General features: G+C 68.1%; 21 protein-coding genes. 13 read left to right on the top strand and 8 right to left on the bottom strand.

Annotated features, from left to right (window positions below; translation table 11 throughout):
- Positions 1-12: 12 nt before the first annotated feature.
- On the bottom strand, positions 13-717 hold the full coding sequence (gene hda / locus PSEK12I1_RS0119515) for a DnaA regulatory inactivator Hda (RefSeq protein ID WP_017638945.1): 705 nt from the start codon (positions 715-717) through the stop codon (positions 13-15).
- Positions 718-814: 97 nt separating this feature from the next.
- Positions 815-1894, bottom strand: coding sequence for a DUF2066 domain-containing protein (locus PSEK12I1_RS0119510; protein WP_027602648.1), 1080 nt, complete (start codon positions 1892-1894; stop codon positions 815-817).
- A gap of 285 nt (positions 1895-2179) precedes the next feature.
- Between PSEK12I1_RS0119510 and purM the strand changes: the two genes are divergently transcribed.
- The 4 genes from purM (at position 2180) to PSEK12I1_RS0119490 (ending at position 5163) form a co-directional block, all read left to right on the top strand.
- Entirely contained in the window at positions 2180-3241 is a 1062-nt protein-coding gene (purM, locus tag PSEK12I1_RS0119505) for a phosphoribosylformylglycinamidine cyclo-ligase (RefSeq protein ID WP_027602647.1), read from the top strand.
- Positions 3238-3906, top strand: a complete 669-nt coding sequence (gene purN / locus PSEK12I1_RS0119500) for a phosphoribosylglycinamide formyltransferase (RefSeq protein ID WP_027602646.1) — start codon at positions 3238-3240, stop codon at positions 3904-3906. Before purM ends, purN begins: the two co-directional genes overlap by 4 nt.
- 15 nt (positions 3907-3921) lie before the next feature.
- Complete coding sequence (locus tag PSEK12I1_RS0119495) at positions 3922-4635, top strand: DUF3108 domain-containing protein (protein WP_007159312.1); 714 nt, start codon at positions 3922-3924, stop codon at positions 4633-4635.
- A gap of 348 nt (positions 4636-4983) precedes the next feature.
- Complete coding sequence (locus tag PSEK12I1_RS0119490) at positions 4984-5163, top strand: hypothetical protein (RefSeq protein ID WP_007159313.1); 180 nt, start codon at positions 4984-4986, stop codon at positions 5161-5163.
- A gap of 237 nt (positions 5164-5400) precedes the next feature.
- On the opposite strand, the gene PSEK12I1_RS0119485 is transcribed toward PSEK12I1_RS0119490, so the two are convergent.
- The 3 genes from PSEK12I1_RS0119485 to PSEK12I1_RS0119475 are packed head-to-tail and all read right to left on the bottom strand — an operon-like array spanning position 5401 to position 9136.
- Complete coding sequence (locus tag PSEK12I1_RS0119485; protein ID WP_027602645.1) at positions 5401-7626, bottom strand: xanthine dehydrogenase family protein molybdopterin-binding subunit; 2226 nt, start codon at positions 7624-7626, stop codon at positions 5401-5403.
- Positions 7623-8609: a xanthine dehydrogenase family protein subunit M gene (locus PSEK12I1_RS0119480; protein ID WP_027602644.1), complete on the bottom strand. Its 987-nt coding sequence runs from the start codon at positions 8607-8609 to the stop codon at positions 7623-7625. Before PSEK12I1_RS0119480 ends, PSEK12I1_RS0119485 begins: the two co-directional genes overlap by 4 nt.
- Positions 8606-9136, bottom strand: a complete 531-nt coding sequence (locus PSEK12I1_RS0119475; RefSeq protein ID WP_027602643.1) for a (2Fe-2S)-binding protein — start codon at positions 9134-9136, stop codon at positions 8606-8608. The genes PSEK12I1_RS0119480 and PSEK12I1_RS0119475 overlap by 4 nt, the downstream gene beginning before the upstream one ends.
- Positions 9137-9454: 318 nt before the next feature.
- On the opposite strand from PSEK12I1_RS0119475, the gene paoA reads away from it, so the two are divergent.
- Genes paoA through PSEK12I1_RS0119460 form a run of 3 tightly spaced genes read left to right on the top strand, consistent with a single transcriptional unit; the run spans position 9455 to position 13333 of the window.
- Complete coding sequence (gene paoA / locus PSEK12I1_RS0119470) at positions 9455-10123, top strand: aldehyde dehydrogenase iron-sulfur subunit PaoA (RefSeq protein WP_027602642.1); 669 nt, start codon at positions 9455-9457, stop codon at positions 10121-10123.
- Positions 10120-11100: a xanthine dehydrogenase family protein subunit M gene (locus PSEK12I1_RS0119465; RefSeq protein ID WP_027596998.1), complete on the top strand. Its 981-nt coding sequence runs from the start codon at positions 10120-10122 to the stop codon at positions 11098-11100. Before paoA ends, PSEK12I1_RS0119465 begins: the two co-directional genes overlap by 4 nt.
- A gap of 10 nt (positions 11101-11110) precedes the next feature.
- Entirely contained in the window at positions 11111-13333 is a 2223-nt protein-coding gene (locus PSEK12I1_RS0119460; protein ID WP_027602641.1) for a xanthine dehydrogenase family protein molybdopterin-binding subunit, read from the top strand.
- Between the two features lie 16 nt (positions 13334-13349).
- Here PSEK12I1_RS0119460 and PSEK12I1_RS25115 read toward each other — a convergent pair whose 3' ends face one another.
- Both PSEK12I1_RS25115 and PSEK12I1_RS0119450 read right to left on the bottom strand, forming a co-directional pair.
- Positions 13350-14246: a DMT family transporter gene (locus tag PSEK12I1_RS25115; protein ID WP_027597000.1), complete on the bottom strand. Its 897-nt coding sequence runs from the start codon at positions 14244-14246 to the stop codon at positions 13350-13352.
- A gap of 22 nt (positions 14247-14268) precedes the next feature.
- Positions 14269-15171, bottom strand: coding sequence for a DMT family transporter (locus tag PSEK12I1_RS0119450; RefSeq protein WP_027602640.1), 903 nt, complete (start codon positions 15169-15171; stop codon positions 14269-14271).
- 104 nt (positions 15172-15275) lie between these two features.
- Here PSEK12I1_RS0119450 and PSEK12I1_RS0119445 point away from each other — a divergent pair, with 104 nt between their 5' ends.
- The 5 genes from PSEK12I1_RS0119445 to PSEK12I1_RS0119425 all read left to right on the top strand — a co-directional run bounded on the left by PSEK12I1_RS0119445 (position 15276) and on the right by PSEK12I1_RS0119425 (position 18261).
- Positions 15276-16232: a LysR substrate-binding domain-containing protein gene (locus PSEK12I1_RS0119445; RefSeq protein ID WP_027602639.1), complete on the top strand. Its 957-nt coding sequence runs from the start codon at positions 15276-15278 to the stop codon at positions 16230-16232.
- Positions 16233-16286: 54 nt separating this feature from the next.
- Positions 16287-16664: a lysozyme inhibitor LprI family protein gene (locus tag PSEK12I1_RS0119440; RefSeq protein ID WP_027602638.1), complete on the top strand. Its 378-nt coding sequence runs from the start codon at positions 16287-16289 to the stop codon at positions 16662-16664.
- A gap of 70 nt (positions 16665-16734) precedes the next feature.
- The gene (locus PSEK12I1_RS0119435; RefSeq protein WP_027602637.1) at positions 16735-17391 is read left to right on the top strand and encodes a DUF2726 domain-containing protein; all 657 of its coding nucleotides are present in this window, start codon (positions 16735-16737) and stop codon (positions 17389-17391) included.
- Positions 17392-17407: 16 nt separating this feature from the next.
- Positions 17408-17734: a hypothetical protein gene (locus PSEK12I1_RS0119430; RefSeq protein ID WP_027602636.1), complete on the top strand. Its 327-nt coding sequence runs from the start codon at positions 17408-17410 to the stop codon at positions 17732-17734.
- Complete coding sequence (locus PSEK12I1_RS0119425) at positions 17641-18261, top strand: GNAT family N-acetyltransferase (protein ID WP_327170493.1); 621 nt, start codon at positions 17641-17643, stop codon at positions 18259-18261. The genes PSEK12I1_RS0119430 and PSEK12I1_RS0119425 overlap by 94 nt, the downstream gene beginning before the upstream one ends.
- Before the next feature lie 220 nt (positions 18262-18481).
- On the opposite strand, the gene PSEK12I1_RS0119420 is transcribed toward PSEK12I1_RS0119425, so the two are convergent.
- Positions 18482-19498 (bottom strand): LacI family DNA-binding transcriptional regulator, encoded by a 1017-nt coding sequence (locus PSEK12I1_RS0119420; RefSeq protein ID WP_027602634.1) that lies wholly within the window; start codon positions 19496-19498, stop codon positions 18482-18484.
- Positions 19499-19684: 186 nt separating this feature from the next.
- Between PSEK12I1_RS0119420 and PSEK12I1_RS0119415 the strand changes: the two genes are divergently transcribed.
- On the top strand, positions 19685-20218 hold the full coding sequence (locus tag PSEK12I1_RS0119415; protein WP_027602633.1) for a gluconokinase: 534 nt from the start codon (positions 19685-19687) through the stop codon (positions 20216-20218).
- Positions 20219-20228: the final 10 nt, after the last annotated feature.

The following is a 20228-nucleotide window of genomic DNA, read 5'->3' as shown; positions in this document are numbered from 1 at the left end:
TAGCCGGCGCGGCTACCAGCCCATGATTTCCTTGACGAAGGGAATGGTGAGCTTGCGTCGCGCCTGCAGCGACGCCTGATCCAGGCGTTCGAGCATGTCGAACAGGGCGTCCATGCTGCGGGTGTTGCGCGAGAGGATGAAGCGACCGACCTCGTCGGTCAGGTGCAGGCCGCGGCGGGAGGCCCGCAGTTGCAGGGCGCGCAGCTTGTCTTCGTCGGACAGCGGGCGCAACTGGAAGACCAGCGCCAGGGTCAGGCGCGACTTGAGATCGGCCAGCTGCACCGGTAATTGCCGCGGCGAGGCGGTACTGGAGATCAGCAGTCGCTTGCCGGCATCGCGCAGGCGATTGAACAGATGGAAGAGCGCCTCTTCCCAGCGCCGCTGCCCGGCCAGGGCGTCTAGATCGTCGAGGCAGACCAGCTCGCACTGTTCGAGGTTGTCGAACAGCTCGACGCCGTAGTCGGCCAGTTCGCCCATGGGCAGGTAGATGGCGCGCTCGCCCAGTTCTTCCAGGCGGTGACAGGCGGCCTGCATCAGGTGGCTGCGACCGGCACCCGCGCCGCCCCAGAGATAGATCAGGCTTTCCGTCCAGCCGGCATCGGCATCGCAGAGACGCTCGACATAGCCGAGCGCCGCGGCATTGGCGCCAGGGTAGTAGTTGACGAAGGTGGCGTCGTCACGCAGACGAATGCCCAGGGGCAGCTGTAAAGGCATCATGCCGGCTCGAACGGCTCTTGGCAGTTTCGCGAGGGCGCCAAGTCTAACCAAATCCCGGGCCCCTCGCAGCAGCCGCTTCAGTCTTGGGTGCCAACCCTCATGGCCAGCGGAAATACAGGGTGGTCCGCGCCGGTTGCGCGGCCGGCGCCGGCTGGGCCGCGGGCGGGGTCGGAGCAGCCGTGGCATCCACGGGTGCAGCCGGGGTCGCCGGTGCCGGAGCGGCCGGCGCCGTAGCGGGCTGCAGACCGGCAAGACCGAGTTGCGCCTGCAACTGGTCCGGATTGGCGGTGAGGTCGTAGGTCAGCTGGGTGCCGTCGACCTTGACCAGCCGGCTCGACAGGGGCTCCAGCACCTTCTGCAGCTGGGCATAGCGTTCGAAGTTGGAATTGTCGGCCACCAAGGTCAGCGGCTGGGTCGTGCCCGGGCGGGAGACGAATTTCTTCGACAGGCGCGCGGCGACATCCTGCAGCACCGCAGCGGCCAGGGCATCCTGATCGGCGGCCTGACTGCTGCCCTGCTCGGCGGCACCGTTGTTCCACAGGCGCCACTGGGCCTGCCAGCCATTGCCCTGGGGTTTGGCGTGGACGGCCAGCAGGGCATTGGCGCCGTAGCGCTCGGAGGCCTGGCGCAGGGCGGTCGGATCGCTGGCGTCGATGTTGGCGGCGGTGCCGGCGAGTTGTTCGTTGAGGTCGGCCAGCGGCAGACGGATCGGCAGACCGGCGCGCTGGGCGCCGCGCTGGACCCCGGTGCTGGCGGGCTGGCCGTCACCGACCAGGGTCGCCCCGCTGTCGGCGTCGTTGAGCCACCAGATCATCACCACCGGACGATTGGCGCCCCATACCGAGAGACCCGCCTGACCCAGGGCCCGCTCGGTGGCGGCCGGATCGAAGTTGACCACCAGCACCTCTGGCGGACCGGCGTCGTAGCCGTACTGGCTGATCAGGGATTCGGGCGCCGCCAGGGCGCTGGCCAGCGCCGGGGTCTGGCCGGCCTGGGGGTTGCCGGTCAGGCGCCCGGCCAGGACCTGCAGGGCGCGCTTGAGGGCGGCATTGCGCTCGTCCGGCTGTTGCGAGGTCACCGGCTCGCGGACCTGGTAGAGGTTGTCCACCACCTCGGCGCGGGCGAGCGGACTCAGGACCAGCAGCGAAGCGAGCAACGGAAGGACGAGACGGCGCATGGCGATTCCATAGAAGGGGCAAGGGGCATACCTTAAAAGCCGCCTGACCCGCGAGCAAGGGCACTGGGTCGCGGGCCGCGCAGAAGGTAGCGGCGGAGACTGCCCGCCCGGCGAACGGGCAGGCGATCTGGCTCAGACCACGGCAAGCTGGCCGGGTGCCATCGCCGCCCGGACCGGAGGCCGCGGCGGGCCGCGTGCTTTGGCACGGCTTCTGGTAAAATCGCCCGCCTCATTGCCGGCTGGCGCCAGCCGGCTCGTTTCGCCATTAGCCAAAGGCCAGGATTCATGAGCAAACAACCCCAGCTGAGCTACAAGGACGCCGGTGTAGACATCGACGCCGGTGAGGCTCTGGTAGAACGCATCAAGGGCGTCGCCAAGCGCACCGCCCGCCCGGAAGTCATGGGCGGCCTGGGGGGCTTCGGTGCCCTGTGCGAGATCCCGGCAGGCTATCGCCAGCCGGTACTGGTCTCCGGCACCGACGGTGTCGGTACCAAGCTGCGCCTGGCCATGAACCTGGCCAAGCACGACAGCATCGGCATCGACCTGGTCGCCATGTGCGTCAACGACCTGGTGGTCTGCGGCGCCGAGCCGCTGTTCTTCCTCGACTACTACGCCACCGGCAAGCTCAACGTCGACGTCGCCGCCCAGGTGGTGACCGGCATCGGCACCGGCTGCGAACAGGCCGGCTGCTCCCTGGTGGGCGGCGAGACCGCCGAGATGCCCGGCATGTACGAAGGCGAAGACTACGACCTGGCCGGCTTCTGCGTCGGCGTGGTGGAGAAGTCCCAGATCATCGACGGTTCCAAAGTGGCTACCGGCGACGCCCTGATCGCCCTGCCCTCCTCCGGTCCGCACTCCAACGGCTATTCGCTGATCCGCAAGATCATCGAGGTGGCCGGTGCCGACATCGAGAACATCCAGCTCGACGGCCAGCCGCTGACCGAGTTGCTGATGGCGCCCACCCGCATCTACGTCAAGCCGCTGCTCAAGCTGATCAAGGACACCGGCGCGGTCAAGGCCATGGCCCACATCACCGGCGGCGGTCTGCTGGACAACATCCCGCGCGTGCTGCCCGAAGGCGCCCAGGCGGTGCTCGACGTGGCCAGCTGGCAGCGTCCGGCGGTGTTCGACTGGCTGCAGCAGCAGGGCAACGTCGACGAGACCGAGATGCACCGCGTGCTGAACTGCGGCGTGGGCATGGTCATCTGCGTGGCCCAGGAGCAGGTCGAAGCCGCCCTGCAGGTGCTGCGTGCCGAGGGTGAGCAACCCTGGGTCATCGGCCGCATCGAACAGGCCGCCGCCGGCGCCGACCAGGTCGTGCTGAACAATCTGAAACAGCACGGATGAGTCAAGCCGACTGCGCCGTGGTGGTGCTCATCTCCGGCCACGGCAGCAACCTGCAAGCCCTGATCGACGCCGCGACACCACCCGTGCGGATCGCGGCGGTGATCGCCAACCGCGCCGAGGCCTATGGCCTGGAGCGGGCCCGGCAGGCCGGGATCGCCACCCAGGTGATCGATCACCGCGAGCATGCCGATCGCGAAGGCTTCGATGCGGCCCTGGCGGCCGCCATCGACGCCCGGGGCGCCGATCTGGTGGTGCTGGCCGGCTTCATGCGCATCCTCACGCCGGGCTTCGTGCGGCGCTACCAGGGTCGCCTGCTCAATATCCATCCTTCGCTGCTGCCCCTCTACAAGGGCTTGCACACCCACCAGCGCGCCCTCGATGCCGGCGATGCCTGGCACGGGTGCAGCGTGCACTTCGTCACCGAAGAGCTGGATGGCGGTCCGGTCGTGCTGCAGTCGCGGGTGCCGGTACGTTCAGAAGATACGGCGGAGAGCCTGGCGACACGGGTACACGCCGCCGAGCACCTCCTTTATCCTGTGGCCGTGCGGTTGTTCGCCGAAGGCCGTCTGCGGCTGGGTACCCTGGGTGCCGAGCTCGACGGCGAGGCGCTGCCGCCTACCGGGGCCGAGTTGCCGTCGCTGACGGCCGCGGCCTCCCCTTCCTGATCCAAGGAGAAACTGATGCGACGTCTGTTGTTCCTATTGGCCACCCTCTGCAGCGCCTCGGCCTTTGCCTTCGACCTGCAGCCGTTCACGGCCAGCTACACCGCCGACTGGAAGCAGATGCCGGTCAGCGGCTCGGCCGAGCGCTCGCTCGAGAAGGAAGCCGATGGCCGCTGGGAGCTGAAGTTCGAAGCCTCCATGCTGGTCGCCGGCCTCAACGAATCCAGCACCTTCCGCCGCGAAGGCGAGGCCTTTCTGCCGGATACCTACCAGTACAAGCGCAGCGGCCTGGGCAAGAGCCGCGAAAGCGAGCTGACCTTCGACTGGGCCGGCAAGAAGGTCACCGGCAAGGACAAGGATGATCCGGTCAGCCTGACCCTGGATCGCGGTCTGCTGGACAAGTCCACCTACCAGCTCAAGCTGCAGCAGGACGTGGCCGACGGCAAGAAGAGCATGAGCTACCAGATCGTCGACGGCGACAGCATCGACACCTATGACTTCCGCGTCATCGGCCCGGAGCGCATCCGCACCCCGCTGGGTCTGCTCGACACCATCAAGGTCGAGCGCGTGCGCGACCCCACCAAGAGCAGCCGCAAGACCGAGCTGTGGTTCGCCAAGGACTGGGACTATCTGCTGGTGCGTCTCTACCAGCAGGAGAGCGACGGCAAGGAATACCAGACCAGCCTCAAGGAAGGCACGGTCAACGGGCGCACGGTGAAGGGCGCCAACTGATCCAGGCACTGGCAAAGACGCCCTCTTCGGAGGGCGTTTTCTTTTATGCGCCCACGCAGGTGTGATGGCTGCCCCTGGTGACAGGCGAGTAGGTATCCAGCAGCCTTCTTCAGGCAGTGTGCCTCTTCTCCTATCGCGGCCATGGGCCGCTCCTACAAAATCCATAAAGGTGTAGGAGCGGCCCATGACCGCGATACCAACGCCGCGAGACGACAACCGCAAGCGCGACAGATTGTCGCAGAAGTTGTAACGACTTGTTGCCGAGATATGCCTTGGTCCGGAAGCGAAACGCTCTAGTATGGGTTTTCAAGCCCTGCCGTAGCGCGGGCTCGACCAAGGAGATTCAGCATGACCATTACCGTAACCGAACGTGACGAAGACCATATGTCCCGCGAAGCCCGTGGCCTGGGCATGCATCTGTGGGACGTGAAGCAGGAAGGGGAACTGGTCGGCGTCTACCAGAGCGAAGCCGCTGCCCTGGAATACAAGGAGCAGATCGAACACGAAGGCGCGTCGCACGCCGAGTGAGTCGAAGGATCTTTTTACCGACTGCCTGAAAAAGGCCCGCCTCTTGGAGGCGGGCCTTTTTCGTTTCAGGGAGTAGCGACGGGTTGGGGTAGGTTGGGTTGAGCGGAGTGAAGTCCAGCGTCACCGGGGGCAATGGTGTGCCTGGCATCCCTCACCCCAGCCCTCTCCCAGGGGGAGAGGGGGTGGTTCAGCGCGGGGAGCTTCATCGTCGGAGCCCAACATGGCCCCAACCTCGTCCTAGTGCACCAACTCGTCGGCGAATACCTTGTCCAGGGTGATGGGCAGATCGCGGACCCGCTTGCCGGTGGCGTGGAAGATGGCGTTGGCAATGGCTGCCGCCACCCCGACGATGCCGATTTCGCCGATGCCCTTGGCGCCGAGCGGATTGACGATCTCGTCGTGTTCCTCGACGAAGATCACCTCCAGCTGCTGGATGTCGGCCTGCACCGGGAAGTGGTACTCCGCCAGGCTGTGGTTCATCCAGCGCCCCTCGGAAGTGTCCATCATCCCCTCTTCCTGCAGGCCCATGCCGATGCCCCAGACGATGCCGCCGGCCACCTGGTTCTCGCCGGTCTTGAGGTTGAGGATGCGACCCGCGGCCACCGCGGTGACCACGCGACTGATTTGGACGCTGCCGAAGTCTTCGTCGACCTTGACCTCGACGAACACCGCCGAGTGGGTACCGGTGGCGTAGTCGTCGCGCCCCTCCGCCGGTTCGGCGCTGGCCAGGGTTTCCATGGACGGCGAACCCGAGGCCTTGAGGATGGCGGTGAAGTCGACGCGCTGGGCCGGGTCGGTCTTGAGGCTGATGCCGCCATCGGCGAACACCACCTGGTCCAGTTCGGCCTTGGCCAGCGGCGAGTCGTCCATCTCCTTGGCCGCATCCAGTAGTTGCTGGCGCAGCTGGTCGCAGGCCAGTTTCACCGCGGTGCCCACCGAGGAGACGGTGAAGGAACCACCTTCCAGCGGCGCTTTGGGCAGGGTGGAATCGCCCAGCTTGAAGGTGACCTTGTCCAGCGGCAGGCCGAGGTTCTCGGCGGCAATCTGGGTCATCACCGTATAGGTACCGGTGCCGATGTCGGAGGTGGCACTGGCCACCACCAGGCTGCCGTCGATGTTCATCACCGCCTTGGCGGTGGCGGGTTGCTGCATGGCTTCCCAGACCCCGGTGGCCATGCCCCAGCCCACCAGCTGGTTGCCGTCGCGCATGGAGCGTGGCGCCATGCTGCGTCGCTCCCAGCCAAACCGCTCGGCGGCCTGGCGATAGCACGCCAGCAGTTCCTTGCTGGAATAGGGCTTGCCCTTGGCCGGATCGGTGTCGGTGAAATTGCGGATGCGCAACTCCAGCGGATCGATGTCGGCCGCATAGGCCAGTTCGTCCATGGCGCTTTCCAGGGCATAGACGCCCAGCACGGCGCCGGGGGCGCGCATGTCCAGCGGGGTGTAGACATCCAGAGCGGCCAGTTGATAGGCCAGCTTGACGTTGGGGCAGGCATAGAGCGACGCCGACCAGACCAGCACCATTTCGGTGAAGTCCTCGAAGCGCGAGGTGATGCCCAGGGCGCTGTGATCGATGGCCTGCAGCTTGCCGTCGCTGTCGCAGGCCAGCTTGAGCTGCTGGTAGGTCTCGGGGCGATAGCCGAAGGTGAACATCTGCTGGCGCGTCAGGGTCACCCGCACCGAGCGCTTGAGCTGCAGCGCGGCCATGGTCGCCAGCACCAGCTGGTACTGGGGACGCAGACCGGAGCCGAAGGCCCCACCAACGAAGGGCGAGATGACCTTCACGTCGCCCTCGCCCAGGCCGAAGATGTTGCTGACGAACTGGGCGCTGTTCTGCACGCCCTGGGTCTTGTCATGCACCGTCAGCTTGCCGTCCTTGTGGTAGATGACGGTGGAGGCATGCATCTCCATGGGATTGTGGAATTCCGCCGCGGAATGGTATTCGGCCTCGATCCGCACGGGCGCCGCGGCCCAGGCCGCCGGGGCGTCGCCGCGGTTGTCCGGCAATTCCATGGGCGCTTCGTGGGCCTGGTCGCGGGCCTGGGCCAGGTCGGTGGCGTGGTCTTCCTCGCTGTACTGGGCACGGATCAGCGAGGCGGCGTGGCGCGCGGCCTCGAAGGTCTCGGCCACCACCAGGGCGATGGGCTGGCCGCTGTAGAGGATGCGATCGTTGTACAGCGGCCGGAAGGGCTTGCCGTCGGCCGCGTCCATGTCGGTGTAGCTCTCGTCGTAGCTGGCCATCTTCGGTCGGTTGAGATGGCTGAGCACCTCGAGCACACCCGGCTGGGCCAGGGCTTCGCTGACGTCCAGGCCAAGCAGGCGGCCCTTGGTGATGGTGGCGTTGACCACGAAGCCGAAGGCCAGATCAGGAACGCTGAATTCGCCGGCATAGAGCGCCTGACCGGTGACCTTGAGCGGACCGTCGACGCGGGGAACGGCTTTTTGCAGATGGACGACGGTCATTGCAGGGTACCTCCGGCGGCTTCGGTAAGGGCACGCACGATGGCGCGCCGGGCCAGTTCGATCTTGAAGGCGTTGTGGGCGAAGCCCTGGGCGCCCTGCAGCAGGCGATCGGCCAACTGGCCGAAGGTGGCCTTGTCCGCCACCTGGCCGATGACGGCCTGCTCGACCTCGGGCAGGCGCCAGGGTTTGTGGGCCACGCCGCCCAGGGCGACACGGACCTGCTTGATGCGCTCGCCGTCCAGTTCCAGCGCGGCTGCCACCGAGACCAGGGCGAAGGCATAGGAGGCGCGGTCGCGGATCTTCAGGTAGGCGCTGTTGGCCGCCAGGCTGTCGGCCGGCAGGGTCACGGCGGTGATGAGTTCATCGGCGGCGAGGTTGGTATCGCGCTCGGGGGTGTCGCCGGGCAGTCGATGGAAGTCGGCGAAGTCGATGACGCGCTCGCCGTTCGGACCGCTTACCTCGACCCGGGCTTCCAGCGCGGCCAGGGCAACGCACATGTCCGAGGGATGGGTGGCGATGCACTGCTCGCTGTGGCCGAGGATGGCGTGGATGCGATTCTGCCCTTCGCGCGCGCCGCAGCCGGAGCCGGGCTCACGCTTGTTGCAGGGGGTGCCCACGTCGTAGAAGTAGTAGCAGCGGGTACGCTGCAGCAGGTTGCCGCCGGTGGAGGCCATGTTGCGCAGTTGCGGCGAGGCGCCGGCGAGGATGGCCTTGGCCAGCAGCGGATAGCGCCGCTGTACCTCGGGGTGATAGGCGACCTCGGCGTTCTTGACCAGGGCACCGATGCGCAGACCGCCTTCGCCGGTGGTCTCGACTTCGCGCAGGGGTAGGCCGTTGACGTCGATCAGCTGCTCGGGGCGCTCGACGTTTTCCTTCATCAGATCCAGCAGGTTGGTGCCACCGGCGATGAAGTGGGTCTGGGGGCCATGCTGGCGGATGGCGTCGGGCACGGCGTTGGGCTTGGCATAACCGAAGCGGTTCATTCGCGGCCCTCCCCTTGCTGGCAATCCGGACGCGCCCGCTCGATGGCGGCGCGGATGTTGCGATAGGCGCCGCAGCGGCAGAGGTTGCCGCTCATCTGCTCGGCCACCTCGGCCTCGCTGTGGGCATGGCCCTCCTTGAGCATGCCGATCGCCGAGCAGATCTGCCCCGGGGTGCAATAGCCGCACTGGAAGGCGTCTTCGGCGACGAAGGCGGCCTGCATGGGGTGCAGCTGGTCGCCCTGGGCCAGGCCCTCGACGGTGGTGACCTCGGCGCCGTCCTGCATGACCGCCAGGGCCAGGCAGCTGTTGATGCGGGTGCCGTTGACCAGCACGGTGCAGGCGCCGCACTGCCCGTGATCGCAGCCCTTCTTGGTACCGGTCAGATCGAGGTGGTCGCGCAAGAGATCGAGCAGCGTGGTCCAGGGCTCCACGGCCAGCTGCAGCTGCTTGCCGTTGAGGGTCAGGGCGATGGTATGGGACTCGGGTTCGGCCAGGGGCTGGAGCTGGCGCGCGGGGGTGGCGTTCATGGCGGACCTCACGGTTAAAGCCGCGGGGTGCAGATTGCCCCCGTGGTCGGAATCAGGCGGTGACAGCGAAAGGCCACCTCAGGTAAGGGACTGCGCCCGACCGGAAGCGGTTCAGCACCCCTGCCCAGCGGTATTCAACGTCACGTTGAAGGTTGTTCAGCGAAGCGTTGGAAAGCCCGTGTCAGAGGGTTTCGCCCTGGTCAGGACACATCTGGTATGGCGCTTCGCTACGCCAGCGGCTCAGTGGCCTGAACCCCATAGGTTCTGGGGCAGTCATCAGAACTCCCGTGATGTGTCCCCAACGATGAGAATCCGACCATGGCTTCCGACTCCGATGCACGCTGGCGCCTGTCCCGGCGTCAGTTCCTCGGCACCTCCGCGGTGCTGGTAGCGACCAGCGCCATACCCGGCTATGGCTTCGCCCAGGCCAGCGGTGGCGCGCCCCTGACGCCCCAGGCCATCGCCGCCCGCCTGCCGCAACTGCTGCCGCTGACCCTGCAGATCAATGGCGAGGCGCGCCGGCTCCGGGTCGACAGCCGCACTACCCTGCTCGATGCGCTGCGCGAGAACCTGCACCTCACCGGCACCAAGAAAGGCTGCGACCATGGCCAGTGCGGCGCCTGCACGGTGCTGGTGAACGGCCAGCGCATCAACAGCTGCCTGAGCCTGGCGGCCATGCACGAAGGCGACACCATCACCACCATCGAGGGCCTGGGCAACGCCGAGCGCCTGCATCCCATGCAGGCGGCCTTCCTGGCCAAGGACGGTTTTCAGTGCGGCTATTGCACCCCGGGGCAGATCTGCTCGGCGGTGGCCCTGCTGGACGAGGTCAAGGCCGGCATGCCCAGTCACGTCTCGAAGCGCCTCGACGGACCGATGCGGCTGAGCGAGGAAGAGATCCGCGAGCGCATGAGCGGCAATCTCTGCCGCTGCAGTGCCTATCCCAACATCGTCGCGGCCATCCAGATGGCGGGGGGCCAGGCATGAGAGTCTTCGACTATCAGCGCGTGCAGACCGAAGCCGATGCCAGCCGCCAGGGTGCGCGGGCCGGCAGTCGCTTCATCGCCGGCGGTACCAATCTACTGGACCTGATGAAGCTGGAGATCGAGACCCCCAGCCAGGTGCTGGACATCAATCGCCTGCAGCTGGACCAGATCAGCGCCACCGCGGACGGCGGCCTGCGCATCGGTACCCTGGTGCGCAACTCCACCCTGGCCGCCGACGCCCGGGTGCGCGAGCGCTACCCGGTGCTCTCCCGCGCGCTGCTGGCCGGTGCCTCGGCGCAGTTGCGTAACAAGGCCACCACCGGCGGCAATCTCCTGCAGCGCACCCGCTGCTCCTACTTCTACAACACCGCCATGCCCTGCAACAAACGCCAGCCCGGCAGTGGTTGCGCGGCCCTGGGCGGCTTCAATCGCATGAACGCGGTGATCGGCGCCAGCGATCAGTGCATCGCCGTGCACCCCTCCGACATGGCGGTGGCCATGCGGGTGCTGGACGCCACGGTGGAGACCCGCGAAGCCAATGGCCGCACCCGGCGCATCCCCCTTGCCGATTTCCATCGCCTGCCCGGGGACACCCCACAGATCGAGACGGTGCTGCAACCCGGCGAACTCATCACCGCCGTGACCCTGCCGCCACCACCGCCCGGCATCCAGGTCTATCGCAAGGTGCGTGACCGTGCCTCCTATGCCTTCGCCCTGGTGTCCATGGCCGCCATCGTCGAGCTGGACGGCCCGCGCATCCGCAGCGGTCGGGCGGCCTTCGGCGGCCTGGCGCACAAGCCCTGGCGGGTGGCGGCGGCCGACCAGGCCTTTGCCGGCCAGGCCGTGGACAGCGATCTGGCGGCCGTGGGCGATGCCCTGCTCGCCGGTGCCCGTGGCTATGGCCACAACGACTTCAAGCTCGAGCTGACCCGCCGCATCCTGCGCGCCGGAGTGGCCGACGCTCGCCAACAGGCCTGAGGACAGCAGCATGGAAATGAATGAACCCGCCGGCCGCAACCTGATCGACGAAAATCGCGGCGGCCTGATCGGCAAGCCCATCGACCGCGTCGACGGCCTGCTCAAGGTCACCGGCCAGGCGCCCTACAGCTTCGAATTCCGCAACGATCGCGTGGCCTACGGCTTCATCGTCGGGGCCACCATCGCCAAGGGCCGCATCAGCCGGCTGGACACCTCGGCCGCGGAGGGCGCGCCGGGCGTGCTCGGCGTGCTGACCTATCGCAACGCGCCACGCCAGGCCGCCCGCGAGCCGGAGAACAGCGGTCGCTTCACCCGGCCCAAGCCATACCTCGACAGCGACCAGGTGCGCTATTTCGGCGAGCCGGTGGCCTTCGTGGTGGCCGAGACCTTCGAGGAGGCGCGCCTGGCGGCGGCCTTGGTGGAGATCGACTACGCGGCCGAACCGGGCGTCTTCGACCTCGCCGCCAACCTCGGCCAGGCGGTCAAGCCGCCGGATGCCGATCAGCCCACCGATACCGCCTCGGGCGATGTCGACGCCGCCTTTGCCCGGGCGCCGATCAAGCTCGACGAGCGCTATACCACGCCCTACCACATCCATGCGCAGATGGAGCCCCACGCCAGCCTCGCCCAGTGGGACGGCGACCGGGTGACCATCTATTGCTCCACCCAGTTCGTCGAGCAGGCGCAGAGTTGCGTGGCCAATACCCTGCAGCTGCCCAAGGAAAACGTGCGCATCGTGGCGCGCTATATCGGTGGTGGCTTCGGTGGCAAGTTGCCGATCTATGCCGACGCCCTGATCGGCGCCATGGCCGCTCGCGCCATCGGCCGGCCGGTCAAGGTCACCCTCACCCGCCAGCAGATGTTCCAGATCACCGACCATCGCTCGGCCACCATCCAGCGCATCCGCCTGGGCGCCGACCGCGAGGGCCGTATCCAGGCGATGGCCCACGAAGGCTGGTCCCATTCCGCCCGCGGCCTCACCTACTACGAACCCACCGGCCTGTCTTCGCGCACCCTCTATGCTGGCGACGACCGCCTGGTGGCGCACCGCATGGTCGAGCTGGATCTGCCCGAGTCCGGCTCCTGCCGGGCGCCCGGCGAAGCCGTGGGCATGCTCGCCAGCGAAAGCGCCATGGACGAGCTGGCGGTCATGCTCGGTCTCGATCCCATCGAGCTGCGCATCCGCAACGAGCCCAGCCAGGATCCGGAAAAGCACATCCCCTTCTCTTCCCGCAAACTGGTGGAGTGCATGCAGGACGGCGCCCGCCGCTTTGGCTGGAGCCAGCGCAAGGCCACGCCCGGCCAGGTGCGCGAGGGCGACTGGCTGATCGGCATGGGTATGGCGGCAGCCAGTCGCGCCAACATGCTCAGGCCGTCCCAGGCCGGGGTGCGTCTGGAAGCCGATGGCTCGGCCACGGTCAAGACCTCCATGACCGACATCGGCACCGGGACCTACACCATCCTGGCGCAGATCGCCGGCGAGTCGCTCGGCTTGCCGGTGGAGCGGGTCAAGGTGCTGCTGGGCGACAGCGACGACCCGGCCGGGGCCGGCTCCGGCGGTTCCTTTGGCGCCGCCAGTTCCGGTTCCTCGGTCTATGTCGCCTGCGAGAATCTGCGGCTGAAGGCGGCAGAGGCGGCAGGTCTGGATCCGGCCAGTGCCCGTTTCGTCGGCGGCCGGCTGATCGCCGACAACGGCAGTCGCGACCTCGCCGAACTGGCGCGCCAGCACGATCTCCAGGCCATCGGCGAGATCAAGCCGGGCCAGACGCTCAAGGACTATTCCCAGCAGGGCTATGGCGCCTTCTTCGCCGAGGTGGGGGTGCACGCCCTCACCGGCGAGATCCGCCTTAGACGCATGCTCGGGGTGTTCGCCGCCGGGCGTATTCTCAACGAGAAGACCGCCCATTCGCAGATGCTTGGCGGGATGATCTGGGGCGTGGGCAGCGCCCTGCACGAAGACGGGGTGATCGACACTCGCCATGGCCATTTCGTGAACCACGACCTGGCCGACTACCACTACCCCTGCCACCTGGACATTCCCGCCATCGAAGCCCATTTCTTGCCGGAAGTGGACGACAAGGCCAATCCGCTGAAGATCAAAGGCGTCGGCGAACTGGGGATCTGCGGCGCCGGGGCCGCGCTCACCAACGCCGTCTACAACGCCTGCGGGGTGCGCATCCGCGATTATCCGCTGACGGTGGACAAGGTGCTGGCCGGACTGAAGACGGCCTGACGGCGGGCGGCGCGGTTCAGCGCGCCGCCTTGCCCCCGGCCCGTGTCGCCAGCAGCACCCCACCGATGGCGATCACCATGGCCACCCAGGCCAGCGGCGGCAGGGTCTCGCCCAGCAGTAGCCAGGCGCTCAGGGCGGCGCCCGGCGGCACGCAAAAGAACAGCGCACTGACCCGCGCCGCCTCGCCGGCGCGGATCATCCACACCAGCAGGCTGATGGCCAGGAGCGAGTTGGCCAGTACCAGGTAGGCCAGGGCGCCGATGAAGGCCGGCGCCCAGTGCACCGGATTATGCTCGAACAGCAGCGCCACCGGCGCGCAGCAGACCAGGCCGACGCTGTACTGCACCAGGTTGTTGGTGACCGGATGCTGGGCCACGCCCAGGCGCTTTTCGTAGAGCACGGCGCTGGTCATGCCCAGCAGCGCGCCGACCGCCAGGAAGATGCCCGGGACGGACTCCACGGCGACGCTGGCCCGGGCCAGGATCACCCCGATGGCGCCGAGCAGCCCCAGGGCCAGCCCCAGCCACTGCAGCGGCGTCACCCGCTCGCCCACCAGCAGGGGTGCGCCCAGGGCCACCAGGATCGGCTGCAACGAAGCAACCATGGCCACCACGTTGGCCGAGGCGCCCAGCACCAGGGCGCCATAGCTCATGCCGAAATAGACGCCCTGGATCAGAAAGCCCACCACGGCGAGATTCGCCCATTCCCGCCGCGTTCGTGGCAGCGGCGGACGCAGGACCAGAAAAGCCACCAGCAGCACGCTGAAGGCCAGCGCATAGCGCATCGCCAGCAGGGTGAAGGGCGGCGCATAGGCCAGACCCACCTTGGACACGGCGAAGCCGGCGGACCACAGGGCCAGGAACACCAGGGGAATGAGGCGCAGCAACCAGGGATTCAGCGAGGTGGACGACATCGGATGCTCAGGGCCAGGCGAGTCAGCGGGACGCGACTCGCGAGCGGGAAGGATAGCTGACGATCAGCAGCCCGCTGAGCACCAGGGCCGCGCCGGCGAGAAATCCCGGTCCCGGGGTCTCGCCCAGCAGCCAGACGCCCATCAGCACACCGAACAGCGGCGTCAGCAGGGTCAACACGCCCAGGGGCGCCGCGCGATAGCGACTGAGCAGCACGAACCAGCCCAGCAGGCTGATGCCGGCGACGATGAACACCTGAAAGGCCAGGCTCGACCAGGCCAGGGAATCCAGCCCGGCCAGATCCAGGCGCTTGCCGAGCGGCAGGGCCAGCGCCAGCAGCACCACGCCGGTCACCCCGAGTTGATAGAACAGGGTGCGCAGCGGCGGCGCCTCGGCCAGGGCACTGCGGCGGATCAGCACCGTGGTGGCGCCCCAGGCGGCGCCGCCAGCCAGACCGATCAGATCGCCCAGCCAGCTGGTGCCGCCGCTCGGCTTGCCGATCAGAAAGGCGCAGACCACCCCAGTGGCCGCCAGCAGCATGCCCAGCCACTGCCGCCCCGACAGCCGCTCCCCGGGCACCAGCCAGTGCAGGCCGCAGGCGGCGAACAGCGGCGCCGTGTAGATGAACACCACCATGTGCGCGGCGCTGGTGTATTTCAGGCCGACCGCCATGCAGAGGAATTCCAGGGCGAACAGCGACCCGGCGAGCAGCCCGGGAATCAGCGTCTGGTCGCGGCCCAGGCAATGGATGCCGCGCCAGCGCGCCAGGCCATAGAGCAGCCCGGCCGCCAGCAGCGAGCGCCAGCCGATCTGCAGCAGGGGATCCACCTGCTCGGCGATGGCCTTGATCGCCGTCTGCTGCAGGCCCCAGACCAGGCAGAGCACCAGCATGACCAGCACGGCGGGGAGATCCAGCTCCTTGCGCATGAGCGTCGCTCCAGGAAAAAGTGAGCCTGCATGGTGAAGGTGGCTGAACAGGTCAGACAAACGATGTTTAATGGGCGTCAGGCTCAGGAAAAGTAAGGCTCAGTGTGACCACCGCCCTCCCCCTCAACGCCCTGCGCGCCTTTGCCGCCGCCGCGCGACACCAGCACTTCGCCAAGGCCGCGGACGAGCTGCACGTCACCGCGGGCGCCATCAGCCGGCAGATCCGCCTGCTCGAGGAAGAGCTGGGGCAGCCGCTGTTCGAGCGCCTGGCCCAGGGCGTGCGCCTCACCGTCCAGGGGCGCGCCCTGGCGGCGGAGATCGCGCCGCACCTCGACGGCCTGACCCGCGCCGTCGCCCGGGCGCGGGTCAAGAGCAGCGTCCTGACCGTCAGCGCGCCGCCCACCTTTGGCCAGGAATGGCTGCTGCCGCGCCTGGAAGACTTCCAGCGCCAGCATCCGGATATCGAGGTCTTTCTCGATGCCTCCTCCGCCATCGTGCCGCTGGGTACCGAGGGCGGTGCCCAGGCGGCGATCCGCTATGGCCGGGGCGACTGGCAGGACGGCGAGACGCGCCTGCTGCTGCGCGAATGGATCTTTCCGGTGTGCAGCCCGACGCTGATCCCGACGCCACTGACAGAACCCGCCGCCTTGCTGGCCTATCCGCTGCTGCATGCCGAATGGCCCGGCGGCTGGCGTTCGGGCCGGCCCAGCAGCCGTTTCAACGCCTGGCAGGACTGGTTCGCCAGCCAGCAGGTACCCCTGGGCGAAAGTCTGCGCGGTCCGCGCTATTCGCTGAGTGGCATGGCCCTGCAACAGGCCGCGGCCGGCAAGGGCGTGGCCCTCGGCGGCTGCGTGCTGGCCCAGCGCCTGCTGGCCAGCGGCGCCCTGGTCCGCCCGCTGCCGGATCGGTTCAACCAGCTGTCGACCCAGGCCTACTTCCTGGTCTTGCCCAAGGGCCCGGTGGACGCGCCGGTACAGCGCTGGATCGACTGGCTGCTGGTGCAGATCCGCCAATTCCGCGAGACCCAGGGCGAGCCGCAGGAGACCGGCGGCGCCTGGTGAGAGCCGCGCTTTTACGGCAGTCTAGGCGGTCCGCCCCTGCAATAGTCAGCCTGCATGAACACCTGTCGCCTGTCCGCCCTGCTCGCCCTGCTGCTCTCGACCGCCGCCCTGGCCGCCGAGCAGCCCCCGGCCGACTGCGATCGCCAGGGCAGCGAGGCGCAGCTGGCGGCCTGCGCCGCCGGGGATCTGGCCCTGGCCGAAGCCCGGCTGGCCGACGTCTACGGCCGCCGCCTGGCCGCGCTCTCCGCTGCGCAACGACCCGCCTTCGAACAGCTGCAGCAGCTCTGGCAAAGCGACCGCGCCCCCCGCTGCGCTGACGCGACGCGCGGATTCCAGGGCGCCATGCAGCAGCTGCAGTATCTGAGTTGTCTGAAGTCGGTGACCCTGCTGCGGCTGGACGATCTGCAACGGCAACTCCCGCGGCGCGACTGACACTTCGTCGCCACCGCTGCTGTCCGGCGCCGGAACTCACTATCATGGCGCCCCGCTGTTGGAGTTCGAGATGTACGAGCGTTACCTGCCCCTGCTGGTTTCGGCCGGACTGCTGTTTCTGGGGGCTTTGTGGTGGTGGCAGCGCCGGCGCCAGGCCGCCTTTCCCTATCGCCAGGTCGAAGCCCTCTTCACCCCCGCCGAACAGGCCTTTCTCGCGGTGCTCGACGAAGCCGTGGGCGACGACTACCGGGTGTTCGGCAAGGTGCGCATCGCCGATGTGGTCCAGACCCTGCCGCTGCGCGATCGCCGCCGCTATCTGATCGCGCAGAATCGCATCAACTGCAAGCACTTCGACTTCGCCATCTGCCGCCGCGACGACCTCGCCGTGCACGCCGTGGTCGAACTCAACGACAGATCGCACCTGCAGCGCCATCGCCAGCAGCGCGACCGCTTCGTTCGCGCAGTGTGCGAGGCCGCCCAGTTGCGCCTGGTGGAGATCCCGGCGGCGGCGCGCTATTCCGCCACCGCCGTGCGCGACGCCGTGTTCGGCGGGCGCCGTCCGCGCCAGCGAACCGCAGCGCCCAGCCAGCCCCTGGCGCCGGAATGCCCGGAATGCCAGGCGCCCATGGTCCGCCGCCGCGCGCGCAGCGGTCGCCACCAGGGCCGGGAATTCTGGGCCTGCTCGAACTATCCGGATTGCCGCGGCCTGCTCGACATCGACGACTGACCAAGGGGCCCTTGCCATGCGCTATCCCACCACCCCGGACGGACGCTACTTCGTGGTCAGGGGCCGACTCTGGCGCTGCACCGACCCCAGTCTGCCCGCCGACCGCCGCGACCTGCTGACCCATGAACTGATGGATGCCCGCCGTCAGGTGGGCGTGGCCAAGCGTCAGGGTGACGAAGCCGCCCTGCGCAGCGCACGCGCCGCGGTGGACGCCGCCAAGCACGCCCTGGGCGAGCGCGGACCGGTCTGGTGGACCGATGGCGCGCCCGACTACAACCGGCGGATGGCCAGGAACACCCCCTATGCCGACTGGTACCAGCAGCTGGATGCCAAGGCTTCCTGACCCGCGCAGCGCGGCGTAAGGTGAACGGCCGACTCCTCTTGCGAGCACCGCTCTTGCGTATCCGTCCCGCCTTCGTCACCGATCTCGCCGCCGTCTGCCGGCTGGCCGAGCAACTCGCCGAGCAGCATCACCGGCAGGCCCCGGCGACCTTCGCCGAGCCCTCCGGCGGCTGGCGCGACCAGGACTACTGGGCCGCCCAGCTGGAGCCGGAAGACGGGGTGCTGTTCGTCGCCGAGGCCGGTGACGAAATGGTCGGCTTCGTTACCGCGCGCCTGTCCGACACCCGCTCGATTTCCTTTCTGCAGCCGCTGATCCTCTGCCGGATCGGCACCCTGGTGGTGTCGGCCTGCCACCGACGGCTGGGCGTGGGTGCCCGGCTGCTGGACGCAGTGGAAGCCTGGGCGCGGGACAACGACGTCGACGAATTGCGCCTGGAGGTCATGGAATTCAACGAGGACGCCCAGGCCTTCTATGCCCGCCAGGATTTCCGGGGGCAGTCGCGGATATTGGCCAAGGCGTTGCGGTAAGACCTGCTGCACCGCGATCGCGGTTATGACGGTCCGCGGAGCTGATGGATGCCAGAAGATGGATTATTCGTTGTCGGAGCAAAACCTTATCGCGGCCATGGGCCGCTCCTACAGAAGCGTCAAGCCCGGTAGGAGCGGCCCATGGCCGCGATAAGCAAAGTCATACCGTTCTGGCTGCATCGACGGACCGCCGTGGTCACGATCGACCCAAGCCAAAGCCCTACACACTCTCCCGACTCACCAACTCGAATCCCAGGTCTACGCAGGTCGGTTGGCGGCGGCCGTCGAGCAGCCCCAGCAGGAGGGTCGCGGCCTGGCGCCCTACCGCGGCGCGGGGGGTCTGGATGGAGGTCAGCCGGGGGACCGTGTGCGCCGAGCCGGGCAGGTCGTTGAAGCCCAGCACCGAGATCCGTTCGGGGATGGCGATGCCCAGCCGCTGCGCCTCGAACAGCGCGCCTTGCGCCAGGTCGTCGTTGCAGAAGAACAGGCCGTCGACATCCGGGCGGCGGGCCAGCAGTTCGCGAAACTGTCGGGCGCCCAGGCCCACGGACGACGGCTGCGGATCCAGTACATCCAGACTCGGGTCATAGCAGCCCGCCTCGCGCAGCACCTCGCGAAAGCCCTCCCCTCGGGCCAGTGCCCGCGGGTCGAGCTGGGCGGCCACATAGCCCAGGCGCTTGCGTCCGGCCGCCAGCAGATGCCGCGCCGCGGCGGCCCCGGCGGCGCGCTGGGAAAAGCCGACGCTGGGCACCGCCCCCGCCGGGTCCAGCTCCATCATGTGCACCCGCGGCACCCCGCTGGCCGCCAGCAGCTGGCGCGCGGCGTCGGTGCGGTCGAAGCCGGTCAGCAGCAGTCCCCGGGGCTGATAGGCCAGGTAGTTGCGGATCAGCTTTTCCTCTTCCTCGGGATCGTAGTGGTAGTTGCCGATCAGCACCTCCAGGCCACGGGGACGCAGGACCTCGTGGATGGCCTCGAGGGGCTCGATGAACAGGTGGTTGGACAGCGAGGGCACCAGCACCACCACCGAATGCCCCTGGGCCGAGGCCAGGGCACGAGCGGCCGGATTGGTGACATAGCCAAGGCGCGCGGCGGCCTCCTGCACGCGGGTGACCAGCTCCGGTGCCACGCTGGCGACACCGCGCAGGGCACGCGAGGCCGTGATGGGGGAAACACCGGCCTGCAGCGCCACCTCGGTGAGGGTGGGCCGACCGGAACTACGAGAACCCGTTCGATTCATTGTTATGGTTTCAGGCTTGTCAGAGACGGAGAACGCGCCTAAGGTAGCGCTGTCTCAGCAGACACTACAAGCCTGACGTGGCCTTCCGCACCGCGTCGGCATTCGGCCTAACAAGATCGACAAGAACTGGAAGCCGCTGCCTTTTCCGCTTTTCGGGGTAGCGCTGTCTCCAGACCGGAGGTGACGATGAACACTCCCATTCCCGCGCTGGTGGTCATGGGCGTCGCAGGCTGCGGCAAGAGCAGCGTCGGCGCGGCCATCGCCGAGCAGGACGGTGGCCGCCTGATCGAAGGCGACGCCTTCCACCCCGCCGCCAACATCGCCAAGATGAGCGCCGGCATCCCCCTCGACGACGGGGATCGCGCCGGCTGGCTGACCCGCCTCGGTGAAGAAATGGCCGCTGCCGTGGCCGCGGGCGAACGCCCGGTGCTCACCTGTTCCGCACTCAAGCGCCGCTATCGCGACCAGCTGCGCCAGGCCGTGCCCGGTCTCGGCTTCGTCTTTCTCGAACTGACCCGCGAGACCGCCGCCCAGCGCGTGGCCAATCGCCCGGGGCACTTCATGCCCGCCAGCCTGATCGACAGTCAGTTCGCCACCCTCGAAGCACCCCACGGTGAACCGGCTACGCTGGTAGTGGACGCACGCGACAGCCTGCCCGCCATCGGCACCCAGGTGTCGGCCTGGTGGAACACCTCGATTCGCCTGGCCCAGCCGGCCTGACGAGACAGCG

The organism is Pseudomonas sp. MOIL14HWK12:I1 (genome assembly GCF_000510705.1).
In the GTDB taxonomy this organism is placed as follows: Bacteria; Pseudomonadota; Gammaproteobacteria; order Pseudomonadales; family Pseudomonadaceae; genus Chryseomonas; species Chryseomonas oryzihabitans.
The sequence above is the reverse complement of the archived record's forward strand: the minus strand, read 5'-3'. Positions and strand labels throughout refer to the sequence as shown.

Bases quoted from the DNA above. Each gene is read 5' to 3' on its own strand.
- hda (WP_017638945.1), bottom strand. From the start codon at position 717: ATGATGCCTTTACAGCTGCCCCTGGGCATTCGTCTGCGTGACGACGCC.
- PSEK12I1_RS0119510 (WP_027602648.1), bottom strand. From the start codon at position 1,894: ATGCGCCGTCTCGTCCTTCCGTTGCTCGCTTCGCTGCTGGTCCTGAGT.
- purM (WP_027602647.1), top strand. From the start codon at position 2,180: ATGAGCAAACAACCCCAGCTGAGCTACAAGGACGCCGGTGTAGACATC.
- purN (WP_027602646.1), top strand. From the start codon at position 3,238: ATGAGTCAAGCCGACTGCGCCGTGGTGGTGCTCATCTCCGGCCACGGC.
- PSEK12I1_RS0119495 (WP_007159312.1), top strand. From the start codon at position 3,922: ATGCGACGTCTGTTGTTCCTATTGGCCACCCTCTGCAGCGCCTCGGCC.
- PSEK12I1_RS0119490 (WP_007159313.1), top strand. From the start codon at position 4,984: ATGACCATTACCGTAACCGAACGTGACGAAGACCATATGTCCCGCGAA.
- PSEK12I1_RS0119485 (WP_027602645.1), bottom strand. From the start codon at position 7,626: ATGACCGTCGTCCATCTGCAAAAAGCCGTTCCCCGCGTCGACGGTCCG.
- PSEK12I1_RS0119480 (WP_027602644.1), bottom strand. From the start codon at position 8,609: ATGAACCGCTTCGGTTATGCCAAGCCCAACGCCGTGCCCGACGCCATC.
- PSEK12I1_RS0119475 (WP_027602643.1), bottom strand. From the start codon at position 9,136: ATGAACGCCACCCCCGCGCGCCAGCTCCAGCCCCTGGCCGAACCCGAG.
- paoA (WP_027602642.1), top strand. From the start codon at position 9,455: ATGGCTTCCGACTCCGATGCACGCTGGCGCCTGTCCCGGCGTCAGTTC.
- PSEK12I1_RS0119465 (WP_027596998.1), top strand. From the start codon at position 10,120: ATGAGAGTCTTCGACTATCAGCGCGTGCAGACCGAAGCCGATGCCAGC.
- PSEK12I1_RS0119460 (WP_027602641.1), top strand. From the start codon at position 11,111: ATGGAAATGAATGAACCCGCCGGCCGCAACCTGATCGACGAAAATCGC.
- PSEK12I1_RS25115 (WP_027597000.1), bottom strand. From the start codon at position 14,246: ATGTCGTCCACCTCGCTGAATCCCTGGTTGCTGCGCCTCATTCCCCTG.
- PSEK12I1_RS0119450 (WP_027602640.1), bottom strand. From the start codon at position 15,171: ATGCGCAAGGAGCTGGATCTCCCCGCCGTGCTGGTCATGCTGGTGCTC.
- PSEK12I1_RS0119440 (WP_027602638.1), top strand. From the start codon at position 16,287: ATGAACACCTGTCGCCTGTCCGCCCTGCTCGCCCTGCTGCTCTCGACC.
- PSEK12I1_RS0119435 (WP_027602637.1), top strand. From the start codon at position 16,735: ATGTACGAGCGTTACCTGCCCCTGCTGGTTTCGGCCGGACTGCTGTTT.
- PSEK12I1_RS0119430 (WP_027602636.1), top strand. From the start codon at position 17,408: ATGCGCTATCCCACCACCCCGGACGGACGCTACTTCGTGGTCAGGGGC.
- PSEK12I1_RS0119420 (WP_027602634.1), bottom strand. From the start codon at position 19,498: ATGAATCGAACGGGTTCTCGTAGTTCCGGTCGGCCCACCCTCACCGAG.
- PSEK12I1_RS0119415 (WP_027602633.1), top strand. From the start codon at position 19,685: ATGAACACTCCCATTCCCGCGCTGGTGGTCATGGGCGTCGCAGGCTGC.